Below are 13,649 nucleotides of genomic sequence, written 5' to 3' on the forward strand. Positions count from 1 at the left end.
TAAATCTATAAATATGAACAGACGTGAATCATTAAAGGTATTGGGTTTAACTGCTGTAAGTACAGGTATTGTACTTGAAGCGTGCAAACCAGGTAAGGAAACAGAAACAGTTGCTAAAATTGATGAAAAAGCAAAACCCGGAAGGCAGCAGTTTGAAACAGAGCGGGACAGGCAATTAAATTCCTATAAATTCTTCAGCGAGCATGAAATGGCTACAATAGCCGTTTTGGCTGATATCATCATTCCGAAAGATGATAAATCCGGCAGCGCTACTGATGCTAAAGTTCCCGATTTTATTGAATTTATAGTTAAGGATATGCCGTACCACCAGATACCGATGCGGGGTGGGTTGAAATGGCTGGACATGCAGTCCCTGAGCCGGTTTGGAAAATCATTTAAAGAAGTTTCTTCGGATCAGCAGATCGCTATAGTGGAAGACATCGCATATCCGGGAAAAGTGAAACCGGGGATGCAGCCGGGCGTCAATTTCTTTAGTCTGATGCGCAATCTTACTGCTTCCGGATTTTATACTACGGAAATTGGGATTAAAGATGTCGGTTATATGGGCAATCAGCCAAACATCTGGGAGGGTGTACCCGCTGATGTTTTGAAACATTACGGGATGGAGGATGTGTAGAGTCAGGTTAATCCTCTTGATGTCACTGTTAGCGATTTCTGGCTTTGCACAGACTAAGATTGCCAACGCAAGTGCCGGCCGAAAGAAAATAATAGTAGCTTACGTGACCTCCTGGACCAAGGTTATGCCTGACCCGGCCTACGTAACGCACATCAATTATGCTTTCGGCCATGTAAACAATACTTTCGATGGCATCCGTATTGACAATGAAAAGCGCCTTAAAAGCCTGGTAAGCCTAAAAAACAATGCACCACAGCTAAAAATTATGCTGTCTGTCGGCGGCTGGGGCAGCGGCAGATTTAGTGAAATGGCAGCGACGGCAGAGAACAGAAAGAAATTTGCGGAAGACTGCTTGCGTGTAATCAACGAGTTCGGACTGGACGGCATAGACATCGACTGGGAATATCCGACCAGCAACGCCGCTAAAATATCGTCATCTCCGGATGATACCCGAAACTATACATCACTTATGCAGGAGATCAGAAACAAGATCAGGAAATCAAAATTGCTGACACTGGCTTCTGTCGCTGATGCTAAATACATAGATTTCAAAGCCATTGAGCCTGCAGTTGATTTTGTAAATATCATGACTTACGACATGGGCCGTCCGCCATACCACCATGCAGGACTTTACCGTTCCAAATATACCAGCGGTATTAGTGTAGACGAAGCTGTAACCGCGCATTTGAATGCAGGTATGCCATTGGGTAAGCTTGTATTGGGAATTCCTTTTTACGGACACGGTAAGGATGGCATTGCAGATTTTATTGACTACAGGGAGATCGTGAACCTGAAGGGATTTAAGATGCAGTGGGATGAAGAGGCGAGGGTCCCTTTTCTGGAAAATGACAGAGGCGAATTTGTCTGCACCTACGAAACCCCGGAATCCATCGCTGTTAAATGCGCTTATTTGCTGAACCGCGGCATGCTTGGTGCAATGTATTGGGAGTACGGAGGAGACACCGATGACGGAATATTGAGGAAAGCCGTATTTTCAGGAATAAATAAATAATGCTTTCATTGCTCCGCAGGAACAGGGACAGCTTTTTTATAATACAGACTGATCAGAATAAATAATGTACCAAAGGAAATAGACAAGTCTGCAAGGTTAAATACACCTGTCTGGAAGACTATGAAATCAAGGTGCAGGAAGTCAGTTACAGACCCAAAAACCATCCGGTCATAAAGATTACCAATACCACCACCGATGATGCAACTGATCCCAACCATGAACAAGCGGTTTAAATTGCGTTTGACCATCAAAAAATACAGTGCATAACCCAAGATAAACAGGGGCAGCAGACTAAGGAAAACAAACTTCACCGGAATGGGTAGCGACTCTCCTGAACTTAGAAAAGCACCGCTATTTTCTACTTTGAGTATAGTAAAGTGATTTTTGATCACCGGGATCTGTTCATCATAATCTAGGTATTCCCTTACTACAGTCTTGGTCAACTGATCACAGCCAATATTAAATGAAATCAGCAGCAGAATAAGAATCCTGCCAAATGGCTGTTTTAGTTTCATTGCAGAAATTTATGTTTTACAAGATAGGTAAAAATTATTTTTTAAATTGCCGCCATGGCCGATTATAAAAAAGAAGCAGCTAAAGCAGCACTGGGATTGATCAGACAGGGGCATATCATTGGCCTGGGCGCAGGGTCTACTGTAGCACACCTCATTGATCTGATCAAACAAAATAAGGGCCTCATAGAAACAGTTACTTTTGTTTCTTCTTCTTTCAAGACTAATAACTACCTGGTGGAAAGTGGTTTAAACGTTCAGTCTCCTTTGCTGATTAATAAGCTGGATGTCTATTTTGACGGTTGCGATCAATTTGACTCACAATTGAATGCGCTTAAAAGTGGTGGAGGCATCCATACCGCTGAAAAAATCCTGGCCGCCATGGCCGACGAATTTATTTTGATGGGAGATGATGGAAAGTTCGTGCCTGAACTTAATGCGGTTTATCCATTGGTGATTGAAATTCTGCCGCTTGCTTTGCAAATGGTAAAGGATCGTCTGGATAAAGAATTTCCTGATGCGGAAGTAAAATTGAGAATGAGCAATCAAAAAGACGGAGCACTGGTTTCTGAAAATGGAAACTTTCTTGCGGATATTTATTTTGCTGAACTTCCGGATCTTCAGGATTTAAACAGCCGTGTAAAGATGATGCCAGGTATTGTAGAACATTCGTTGTTTTATAAAATGGCCGCCAAAGCTATAATTGCCGGTGAAACTGGCGTGAAGATCATCGAGGCGTCAGCCCTGTAATTTCCCAAGGATTGTTCACTTTGGTCTTATGGTCCTGGATTTTAACGAGAATGATAGGAGCGTGGTTCATTACCTAAGTGGATTTTGTAAGGTCTTTGCTCATCTGTCAGAAATATCACAACATGTGATAAGAAAAAACCGGAAACAAGTTGAAACTCTGATTCCGGTTTAGTACCCTGGAAGGGATTCGAACCCCTGACCCACGGTTTAGAAAACCGTTGCTCTATCCAACTGAGCTACCAAGGCATGTCCCTTATGGAGCGCCAAAGATATAAAAACGCATGAACAAGCACAAATCTAATTTGAACATTTTATTGAGAAGCTTTTAACTCAGATTGCTATTTTCTTTTGAGGGAAAGCTTCGGCATGAGAAATGATCATATTCAGGATATAATCATTGCAGGGGTAGGGCTGCAGCGCGGATTTTAACATAGCTGGTTTTGTGATATCAGTATAATGTGATATATAACCCATGCCATAAAACTTGCCATGCTCCACCAGCAGACAACTGTGTTCTTCCTCGTTCCTGCCCTGATCTATGAGTGCAAAAGTAGGCAACATGGCTTTCAGCTGCTCCATTGCATATTTTACCCTTACATTATAAGCGGCGGCCGATTCTTTTCCGGCACAGGCGCCGGCACAGTTTCCTTCGGAATGGGCGGTACAGGCCGCTCTTCCATGCTGGATATAGCACAGTTTTTCACAAAGCAAATGCTCCCTGATCAGCATTCTCAACAGGTTATGGCCTTCCAGCAACGTATTGAAACTAAAAAGCGCGTGGACGTCCTTTTTATATTTGTCGATGCCAAGCCTTGTATAACCCTTTTGGTCTTCAAACGCATATAAGCCATACTTTTGTTCAAAACGCTTCATTGCGCGGTTATTTTCAGGCCACAGGCGTTTAATTTCTGCGGCCTCCAGGATAAAAGCCATCAGCTCCGTACCGCATACTTCAAAATCTATGTTGTATATATCCTTCAAAAAGTTTTGCCTTTGCCGGCCGATATTGTTGCCGGTAAAATGCGAGCAGACCCTTTTTTTCAGGCTCTTGGCTTTCCCAACGTAGATGACCTTACCCTTTTGATTTTTGAAATAGTATACACCCGGGCTTAAAGGCAGCTTATCTACTTCAGAACGATGCAGGTTTGGCGGCAATGCCTGTTCCTTGGCGCCACGGCTCAAAGTCTGCAAGATCAGCCCTTCTGTATCTGCCTGAAATAACATTTCCAGCAAGACCGCAGTAGCTTCCGCATCACCACCGGCCCGGTGTCTGTTGTTGATTTCAATACCCAAAGCTTTACATAATTTCCCCAAACTATAAGAAGCATGTCCAGGCAGCAATTTTCGGCTCATCCTTACGGTACATAATTTCTTACAAAGCAGCTGATAACCCGACAAAGCCAGCTGATGTCGCACAAAAGAAAAATCAAAGTTCACATTGTGCGCCACAAAGATCTTGTCATGAAGCAGTCCGTAGATCTTTTCCGCTACTTCTTCAAATAGAGGTGCATCGGCCACCATCGCATTGCTAATTCCCGTCAGCGCCTCAATATAAGCAGGTATTTCCTGCTGCGGGTTAATCAGCGTTTCATACCTGTCGACCACAGATGAACCGTCATGTACCAATATGGAGATCTCCGTAATTCCGTTTCCGGAGGCAAATCCCCCTGTGGTTTCAATATCGACTACAGCATAAAACATAGTTCGGATCAATTGGTAAATGAGGTGTAAATATGCTAATTATTTTAGTAAGCAATGCAAATTAATGTCATTAATTTAAAATATTTGGCTTGATTTCAGGTTAAATGAAAACTGTGGCATATAAATGGCAGAGTAATAACAATACAACGCAACAATTAAGACTATGAAGATTTTAGCAGTGGATGATGACAGGGATATAGTCGAAGTCATAAAGATTATATTGGAGGATGAGGGGTATGAAGTATCTACCCTAACCAGCGGTATCGATGTGCTCAAAGTGGTCGCATCAATGAGACCGGATTTAATTTTATTGGATGTCATGCTCGGCGGAATGGATGGGAGAGACATTTGCCGGCAGATAAAAACCCATAAGTTGTTTAAGAACATTCCAGTGGTGATGATTTCTGCAAGTCATAACCTGCAGAATTTGCTCAAGCAGCCGGGTTCCCCTAATGACTTCATTTCCAAGCCATTTGACATTGACCGATTGGTCAAAACAGTAAAAGCACAATTGGTGGCTTGATCAGGCTGTACTGATAAATATAGAATAATACTGAATTCCATAGAGAATTTAAGACGTTAATATCGTAATGGGATTGCTGAGTATTTTATGTATCGGGCATTTATCTGCAATCTGCATTAGCCTTTCACGCTGGGCATCGTCTATCTGACCTGTAAGTTCAATCTTTCTGCTTATGGTTGTAGACTTATTCATTTCCTCTTCTTTACAGATCGCCAGTTCTATTTTAATGGCATCCAGCGGTATGTTTTTACGGTCGGCATACATCCTCATCGTTATCGCAGTACAGCTTCCCAAACTGGCCAGTAAAAGCGCGCCCGGGCTTATGCCTTCATCGGTTCCGCCCAGATCTTCAGGCTCGTCCGCATAAATAAAATGACCACCTGCATATACTTTAGTTTTGTAATGTGATTTGTCCAGTTCTGTTACCGCTGTAATCTGGTTTGTTGGCATATTTTATGATTATTGATCTTATACGATATGGTGTTATTGACGCTTTCTTAAATGGCAGATATAGACAGGATCTTCAAGCAGGGCTAGCCAAAAAATAAGTAGCAAAGCCCTATCGCAGTACATACCCCAACCAAATCGGCCAGCAGCATGGCACCAATCGCATACCTTGTGTTTTTAATGTTCACCGCACCAAAATATACAGCAACTACATAAAAGGTAGTGTCTGATGACCCCTGTAATATGCTGGACAACCTTCCCGCAAAAGAATCTGCTCCGTGGGTAGTAATGGTGTCTACCATCATTCCCCTTGCGCCGCCGCCGCTGAGGGGTCTGATCAGCGCCGTAGGTATACCGTCAATAAACCTCGAATCGGCACCCAAAGCCGTACATGCCGACTTTAATCCATTAATTATGATGTCGAATGTACCACTTGTCCTCAGCAGGCTTATTGCGATCAGCATCCCAACCAGGTAAGGAATGATCTTTACTGCGGTTTCAAACCCACCCTTGGCACCCTCTATAAATGAATCAAATACATCTATTTTTTTATACAGGCCGCCGCCTATGATCAAAAGAAAGATCAGCAGAATCAGACCGTTGCTCAAAATACCAGAAAATGATTGCAGTCCCTCCGTACTCAGTGTAACCAGGTACAGCACCAGCGCAGCAATTATAGCAGATATACTTAAAATCCAGACTAAAATGGCGGGCTGAAGCAGGCTGATCTTTTGTTTAAAAGAAACAATAAACATCGCCGCCATGGTAGCCACAAAAGTGGCGATCATGCAGGGGATAAATATCTCGGTAGGATTGGCAGAATTCAAAGAGGCCCGGATGGCGATGATGCTCACCGGGATTAAGGCAAGACCCGACGCATGCAGGCAAAGGAACATGATCTGTGCGTTTGAGGCCACGTCCTTACTTGGATTCAGTTCCTGCAGGCTCTCCATGGCCTTTAAGCCAAAGGGTGTTGCGGCATTGTCCAGCCCCAGCAGGTTGGCGGAAAAATTCATCACCATATGTCCCGTAGCAGGATGACCTTTAGGAACATCCGGAAATAGTTTGGAAAAGAACGGAGCGATGATCCTTGACAACAGCCTGATACCGCCAGCCCTTTCAGCAATGCTCATGAAACCCATGAACAAGGCCATGATACCGATCAGCTTCAGACAGATGTTTACTGCTGTCCAGCAGGTTTCAATTATTCCATCGAGTTTCAACGGGTTCAACGGATCATCAGCTTTGCCGATCACCATCCAGTTGAAAATGTCCGTTTTGCCAAAGAAGATACACTTTATACTGGCTACTACAATTGCAACAATAATGAAGGCCGACCAGATCCTGCTTAATGCCATTTTTTGTTTTTAGTTTTTTAAAGCGGTTAATTTAGCATTTTTAAAGTACATTCCATTACGGCTTTTCATCCGTCAGCTCAAATCCCCATGTTTTACCTTTTTCCGTTGCCGGGATTCCGCCGACCATCCATACCGGCGCTTTGGCGCCCTTCAGGTAATAATCAAAAAACTGCTGTTCACGGATCTGTATGTCTTTTCTGTTCTGGCGTTGCACCAGGTTATGTGCCTCATTGTTGTAGTTCAGTAACCAAACTGGTTTTCCAAGCCTGCGCAAACCATTGAACATTTCCAGGCCCTGGTACCAGGGTACCGCGCCATCTGCATCGTTGGCCATGATCACCACAGGAGTGGATACTTTCGGAAGGGAAAACAATGGTGAGTTTTCAATATAGAGTTCCGGTTTTTCCCAAAGCGTAGCCCCGATCCGGCTTTGTGTCTTTTCATATTGAAACTGCCTGTTCAGACCGCTTTCCCAACGGATCCCACCATAAGCAGAGGTCATGTTGACCACCGGTGCACCCGCCCATGCGGCGGCATACATATTTGTCCGGGTGATCAGGTGTGCCACCTGATAACCACCCCAGCTCTGACCCTGCAGGCCAATTTTTGCGCCATCTACCCAGGCATTTTTCTTTAAAGATTCTACGCCCGAATTGACGAATTCTTCCGCCGACCGGCCAGGGTATCCTTTTTCGTAGCTGATGTCCGGCGCGAAAACCAGATAACCATTGCTCACAAAATAAGAAATATTCAGCCTCGACGGAGTAGGAGCCGGAGGTACATAATTGTACAAACCGTCAGAAAGTTTTTCATAAAAGTAAACGATCATCGGGTACTTCTTTGCCGGATCAAAATTTTCCGGTTTATAAAGTATGCCTTCAGAATTGTATCCCTTTGGCGTAGTCCATTTGACCAGTTCAGCAGTGCCCCAGTTGTAGTTTTGCTGCTGAGGATTGGTGTTGCTCAATTTTACCTCTGTTTTCAGGTCAACAGAAGCAAACACATTTGGTGAGTTGCTGTAATTGCCCTTATCATACAGGTAGCGCTCCGCATCTTTAGCTTTTTCGAGTTTTGAGTAGCTGAACTTATCCATCATCACCAGCTCAGGATTTTTGCTGTCACCAATATTAGTGCGGTAAAAACCATGCTCTTTGGTCGTGTTGTTAAAAGCATCCAGCAAAACCACAGCTCTTTTTTCTAAAAACCGTTGTTCAGGATCGAGTTTGTTGTATCTGAATGTGATCTTGTTTTGCAGGCCAAAACCATTGGTGATGTTTTTAGGTGCTGTCTTACCATCAGGCGAGCAGTCCCAAATGTCATAACGGTCATAGATGAGGACTGACCTGTCGTCTTCAGTCCATGCGGCAACACCATACGGATCTGGTTCATCAGGAACATCATTCAGTTCGTCAACGATCCTGGTGGGGATTCCCACTGAGACTTGTGTTACTTTAGCAGTAAGAATATTGTAGCTAAACCATCCGGCTGTTTTTTTATCAAAATAAAGCACATACTTTCCGGATGGGGAAGGAGCGGCAATACCCGAAAGCCCGGTAATGATCTTTTTTCTTGCACCTGTTTTGGTATCTATCAGGTAATAATCTCTTATTGCACTACCGCTCCATTGCGTCTGCACCCTATTGCCATAATCCGTTGAAGCCAATACAAAGTTTGAATTTCCCTCGTCGATCAGGGAAGCATCAGGTAGTTTGGCATCTGTGAGCGGAGCAATCCTGATGTCGCTGTTAAAGATTTCTATGGCGGTCAGGTAGCTTCTTTTACTTTCCTGATCTGCATTTTTCAGCTGCATAGGCTGCAGGTAATCATCTTTATACCCCCAGATGTCCAGTTTAGCGTGTTCAAAATCTATCAGAGTGGTATCCTTCGCTTTTTTTACAGGCGCAATACCAAAAAACAGCTTTGTGCCTTCCTTGTTGAAATTGAGTCTGCCATCCCCGCTAACTGACCATTTTTTTGGCATGCCGGGCATTTCGGCGTCTACCAGGACCTGTGCGGTATCCAGGGAAGGCGAATTGAAATAAACAAAATAATCTTTAATTTCCTGTTTTTCAGGGCTTTGTTCCCCCAGGAATACCAGAGATTCGCCTTCTTCGTCAAACAGAAAATTTTTAAAGTTGCCCTTCCCGCTAACCAGTGTTTTTAATGTCCCTTTTTCTATATTCAGGAGAAAAACCCCCGCTTTGGCTGCAGCATCTTTTTTAGATCCTGTAGCCGCAAAAACCAGTTGCCTGCCATTTTTGCTGAAAGTATACTCACTTACATATTTAAAAGTCCTTTCCACACCTGTCATCAGGTTTTTAAAAACAAGGTCGGAGCCTTCCGGTCTGTCAGTCTTCGACGGCTCATCGTCTGCGAAATAGTCCTCCACATCTTTTTTAACCTCCGATCCCGCCGGTGATTTTGCTTTTTTTGAGGTATCAACAGGCTTCTCGAGTTGATATGCTAAATAAGCAAGTCCATTTTCCGGAAACTTATAAGATCTGACTCTTGGTATTTTAACCACCGCCATACTGGTCAAATTGGCGATCCCCAAAGTATCTTTGGTCATCTCATCAGCCTTTTTCTTTTTGATTTTATCAGCTCTGGTAGCAGAATAAAAGGGTTTGATGGAAAATACTGCATATTTTGAATCCGGACTGAACTGCAAATTTTCTGCCCGGCTCACTTTTAACCTGGCATTGCTGACCAAACTTGAAAGGTATAGCGTGCCATCTCCTTGCTGCTGGCTGATCACATAACCCGCCCAGTCACCGTTATTGGAGAGTTTCTTTGAGGAAATGGCCTCCCATGCATCATAAACAGTATGGTCCAGTGGTTTTTTTTGCGCATGGCATACGCTGGTGAGCAATAGGAGTGTCAGGCTTAGATATTTATACATATTAAAAAAATGTGTGTTCCCTATGTGGTTTGGAGGCTTAAAAATTAGAAAAATTTTGAGATAATACTACATCCTCTGTTATATTTTTACAATATACAACAGTGAACTACTGCTTCGCTCAGTAATATCCAGCTTAAAAGATACTGCCTTTAGACTGGATTCCTATTGGTCGAGCAGCATGAAAGCAGCATGAAAGCAGTAGGAAAGCAGTACAAAAGCAGTAGAATATATTATGGCAGAAGCTAAGGTCAACCTGCTATAATAAACCCGTAAAATGAAGAAGCACCCCTGGAGGTGCTTCTTTTATGCATACAGTTCTCGCCCAAAAAGTGGCCAGGTACTGTTATTATTTTTCTTTCTTTTTCTGGATCTGGGCCTGCTGTTGCTGGCGCATATAGTCATCCAGTCTGGACTGGAACTTGCCTTTCTTTTTTTGCTCTGCAGGCTTGGCTTTATTGTCCTGTAAAGTCTTGTGAATTTTTTCATCGTCAACCATTGATTTGATGATGAACTGCTGTGCAAAGGTCAGCATGTTGGCCAGAAAATAATAATAGTTCAAACCGGAAGGATAGCTGTTCAGCACACCTAAAAACACAATCGGCATGATGTAACCTATATATTTCATCTGTCCGCTAGCCCCAGAGATCTGGTTGTTGAAGTACGTATAGATCAACGTAGAAATGGTCATCAGGATACACATCAAACTCAGGTGATTGCCAATTACCGGGATGGTAAATCCAAATTTAATGAACTCATCGTAGGTTGAAAGGTCTTTCATCCATAAAAAGCTTTCTCCTCTAAGTTCAAATAAGTTGGGAAAGAAGAAGAAGAAAGCCATTACAAAAGGCAACTGGAGCAGCATTGGCAAACAACCTCCCAATGGGTTAACACCCACCTGCTTGTATAGCTTCAGGTATTCCTGCTGCAACAGGGTCGGGTTGTCATCACCAACTTTGGCTTTGATCACATCCATTTCAGGCTTCAATATCCTCATTTTCGCCATAGACACGTACGACTTGTAGGTCAGTGGTGACATGGCTACTTTTAACGCAATGGTCAGCAACAGGATGATCAGGCCGTAACCCCAGCCAAAGCTTTCCAGCCAGTTAAATACCGGCAATACCACAAACCTGTTGATGTATTTTAAAGGCCAGTAGCCCATGTCTACCTGTTTCTCTATTTCATGACCCTGATCTTTCAAGGTAGAAAACTTATTGGTGCCAAAATAGAAAGTAAAAGCATAGTTCTGTGCAGCTAGCTGATTGAACGGCAATTGCATATTGGCACCGTACCATTTGACCTCTTTAGGCTGAGTACTTACCTTTACTTCCAGTTCGCCTTTATCAAAAGGCACTGCAGGAAGCAGTACTGCAGAGAAAAAGTGCTGTTTGAAAGAGATCCACTCGATTTTCGCTTCTTTCAGTTCCTCTTTCTCATCTTTAGCAACATTCAGATGGTCAGGGCTTTCCGTGGTATATTTGTAATACGGCGCCGAATATCTTTGTTCGTTTTCTATTGATTTCTCCTGCTGAAGCAGGGTAGTTTCCCAGTTCAGTGATAGCGTATTGCCTTGTACAACCTGGTTCAAGCCATTTAATGCAATGTTTAAACTCACATTATTGCTGGCTGGTTTCAGGTCATATAAAAACTCAATGTATTTGTCGCCTGTATAGTTGGCACGCATGCTGACACCATTTGCAGTTTTTGAAGCTGTAAAGTAAAGGTCATTGGTGCTTACCATTTTACCGCCAATGTTCAGGTTTAAGCCAAATTTATTTTGCTTTCCGTTAAACAATACTACAGGGCTTCCTTCAAATGTTTTCTGCCCTTTAACTTCTACAGACAGGATCTTGCCGCCTTTATTAGTAAAAGTTAATTTTAAATTCTGGTTTTCAAGGACAGTTTCCTGTTCAGTTCCGGAAATATTGTTCCCAAAAGGACCTTTTAAAGCCGTTGAATCGATAGCGGGGGCAGGAATGGCTGCCTGAGCGACAGGAGCGCTGGCTGATGCTTTTTTTGCTGAATCAGCAGCAATTCTTTCGCTTTCTTTTTTGATCTCTGCCTCACTCGGCTTGAAAAAATAGAAAGACCCGGCAAGAACGATCATGATCAGGAATAATCCTGTGAATGTATTTTTATCCATTATTGTTATATAAAACGCGTATTATTTTATTTTCTTTTTTGTAAACTCCATCGCTGCGGCGACAAATTTAACAAAAAGAGGGTGAGGATTTGCAACAGTTGATTTTAATTCGGGGTGAAACTGCCCGCCGACAAAGAAAGGATGGTTTTTCAGCTCTACAATTTCTACAAGATTACTATCCGGATTGATGCCTGAAGCGATCATTCCAGCTTCTTCATATTGGTTCAAATAAGCATTATTGAACTCATAGCGGTGTCTGTGACGTTCAGTGATGTGCGTTTTGCCATAAGCACCGTAAGCTTTGGTCCCCTTTTTAAGGTCACATGGATAAGAGCCCAGACGCATGGTACCACCTTTGGTGGTTATGTTTTTCTGATCATCCATCATATTGATCACCGGATGCGCTGAATTTTCATCGATTTCAGTAGTATTTGCATTGGTAAGGCCGAGTACATTCCTGCCGTATTCTATGACGGCGCACTGCATACCCAAACAGATCCCAAAGAATGGCACGTTGTTTTCCCTAACAAATCTGATGGCTTCGATCTTTCCTTCTATACCCCGGCTGCCAAAACCCGGAGCTACGAGCAGCCCATCAAAGTGCTCAAGTTTTTCTTTTACATTCTCCGGATAGATTTCTTCTGAATGAATGTACTGTACGCGTACTTTACATTCGTTTTTCGCTCCTGCATGCACAAATGATTCTGTAATAGATTTGTAGGCATCCGGAAGTTCCACATATTTTCCAACGACACCAATGGTCACTTCAGAGATCGGGTTTTTCAGACGTCCGAGGAAGTCTTTCCAGCTCTCCATATCAGGCTCATTCTTTTGCGCCAGTTTCAATTTGCTCAGCACGATCTTATCCAGCTGCTCTTTCATCATCAGCAAGGGAACGGAGTAAATTGAGGAAGCATCGATCGACTCTATTACCGCGTTAACATTTACGTTGCAAAACAAAGCTATCTTTTTACGGATATCAGCTGTAATATGGTGTTCCGTACGGCAGACCAGGATATCTGGCTGAATACCATATTCCAGCAATGCTTTTACCGAGTGCTGTGTAGGTTTGGTTTTCAGCTCACCTGCGGCGGCAAGGAAAGGAATTAAAGTAAGGTGGATCACTATCGCATTATTTGCGCCCTCTTCCCATTTAAACTGGCGTACCGCCTCTATAAATGGCAAGGATTCGATATCACCAACGGTACCGCCGAGCTCGGTGATTACGATGTCATATTTACCGCTGTCACCAAGGATCCGCATGTTTCTTTTGATCTCATCGGTAATGTGGGGTACTACCTGCACGGTTTTTCCTAAAAACTCACCCTGCCGTTCTTTGTTGATCACATTTTGATAAATGCGGCCGGTAGTAATGTTGTTGGCCTGCGAAGTAGGCACGTTTAAAAATCGTTCGTAATGGCCAAGGTCAAGATCTGTTTCTGCACCGTCTTCGGTCACATAGCATTCGCCGTGCTCGTATGGGTTTAGTGTTCCCGGATCAATGTTGATGTAAGGATCAAACTTTTGGATGGTTACACTGTAGCCGCGTGCTTGTAATAATTTGGCTAATGAAGCGGAGATGATGCCCTTTCCTAATGAGGAAGTAACACCGCCCGTAACAAAAATATACTTAGTCATGTTTATGAATTTGTGGATATTAAGCCAGT

General features: G+C 43.2%; 11 protein-coding genes and 1 tRNA gene. 4 read left to right on the forward strand and 8 right to left on the reverse strand.

The genetic code is table 11. The features are described from left to right. The first annotated feature begins 13 nt into the window (after nucleotides 1-13). Nucleotides 14-637: a gluconate 2-dehydrogenase subunit 3 family protein gene (locus QEP08_RS10580; RefSeq protein WP_285057736.1), complete on the forward strand. Its 624-nt coding sequence runs from the start codon at nucleotides 14-16 to the stop codon at nucleotides 635-637. Between the two features lie 19 nt (nucleotides 638-656). Further along, nucleotides 657-1,649: a glycoside hydrolase family 18 protein gene (locus QEP08_RS10585; protein ID WP_285057737.1), complete on the forward strand. Its 993-nt coding sequence runs from the start codon at nucleotides 657-659 to the stop codon at nucleotides 1,647-1,649. Nucleotides 1,650-1,654: 5 nt separating this feature from the next. Here QEP08_RS10585 and lspA read toward each other — a convergent pair whose 3' ends face one another. Further along, the gene (gene lspA / locus QEP08_RS10590) at nucleotides 1,655-2,164 is read right to left on the reverse strand and encodes a signal peptidase II (protein WP_285057738.1); all 510 of its coding nucleotides are present in this window, start codon (nucleotides 2,162-2,164) and stop codon (nucleotides 1,655-1,657) included. A 54-nt stretch (nucleotides 2,165-2,218) separates the two neighbouring features. Between lspA and rpiA the strand changes: the two genes are divergently transcribed. Then, on the forward strand, nucleotides 2,219-2,911 hold the full coding sequence (gene rpiA, locus QEP08_RS10595) for a ribose 5-phosphate isomerase A (protein ID WP_285057741.1): 693 nt from the start codon (nucleotides 2,219-2,221) through the stop codon (nucleotides 2,909-2,911). A 172-nt stretch (nucleotides 2,912-3,083) separates the two neighbouring features. Here the strand turns inward: rpiA and QEP08_RS10600 are convergent. Continuing rightward, nucleotides 3,084-3,157 (reverse strand) — tRNA-Arg (locus tag QEP08_RS10600). 84 nt (nucleotides 3,158-3,241) lie between these two features. Then, nucleotides 3,242-4,612 carry an exonuclease domain-containing protein gene (locus QEP08_RS10605; protein ID WP_285057743.1) on the reverse strand — a complete coding sequence of 457 codons (1,371 nt, stop codon included), beginning with the start codon at nucleotides 4,610-4,612 and terminating at the stop codon, nucleotides 3,242-3,244. Between the two features lie 163 nt (nucleotides 4,613-4,775). Here QEP08_RS10605 and QEP08_RS10610 point away from each other — a divergent pair, with 163 nt between their 5' ends. Further along, complete coding sequence (locus QEP08_RS10610; protein ID WP_285057745.1) at nucleotides 4,776-5,135, forward strand: response regulator; 360 nt, start codon at nucleotides 4,776-4,778, stop codon at nucleotides 5,133-5,135. A 48-nt stretch (nucleotides 5,136-5,183) separates the two neighbouring features. Here the strand turns inward: QEP08_RS10610 and QEP08_RS10615 are convergent, their stop codons facing one another. The 5 genes from QEP08_RS10615 to pyrG all read right to left on the reverse strand — a co-directional run bounded on the left by QEP08_RS10615 (nucleotide 5,184) and on the right by pyrG (nucleotide 13,620). Then, entirely contained in the window at nucleotides 5,184-5,585 is a 402-nt protein-coding gene (locus QEP08_RS10615) for an OsmC family protein (protein WP_285057746.1), read from the reverse strand. An 83-nt stretch (nucleotides 5,586-5,668) separates the two neighbouring features. Next, on the reverse strand, nucleotides 5,669-6,940 hold the full coding sequence (locus tag QEP08_RS10620) for a nucleoside recognition domain-containing protein (protein ID WP_285057748.1): 1,272 nt from the start codon (nucleotides 6,938-6,940) through the stop codon (nucleotides 5,669-5,671). 55 nt (nucleotides 6,941-6,995) lie between these two features. After that, nucleotides 6,996-9,839: a S9 family peptidase gene (locus QEP08_RS10625; protein WP_285057750.1), complete on the reverse strand. Its 2,844-nt coding sequence runs from the start codon at nucleotides 9,837-9,839 to the stop codon at nucleotides 6,996-6,998. A 346-nt stretch (nucleotides 9,840-10,185) separates the two neighbouring features. Next, nucleotides 10,186-11,982, reverse strand: coding sequence for a membrane protein insertase YidC (gene yidC, locus QEP08_RS10630; protein ID WP_285057751.1), 1,797 nt, complete (start codon nucleotides 11,980-11,982; stop codon nucleotides 10,186-10,188). A gap of 21 nt (nucleotides 11,983-12,003) precedes the next feature. Further along, nucleotides 12,004-13,620 carry a CTP synthase gene (gene pyrG / locus QEP08_RS10635; protein WP_285057754.1) on the reverse strand — a complete coding sequence of 539 codons (1,617 nt, stop codon included), beginning with the start codon at nucleotides 13,618-13,620 and terminating at the stop codon, nucleotides 12,004-12,006. Nucleotides 13,621-13,649 lie beyond the last annotated feature (29 nt).

The sequence above is a fragment of the Pedobacter ginsengisoli genome, from assembly GCF_030244015.1.
Lineage (GTDB): Bacteria > Bacteroidota > Bacteroidia > Sphingobacteriales > Sphingobacteriaceae > Pedobacter > Pedobacter ginsengisoli.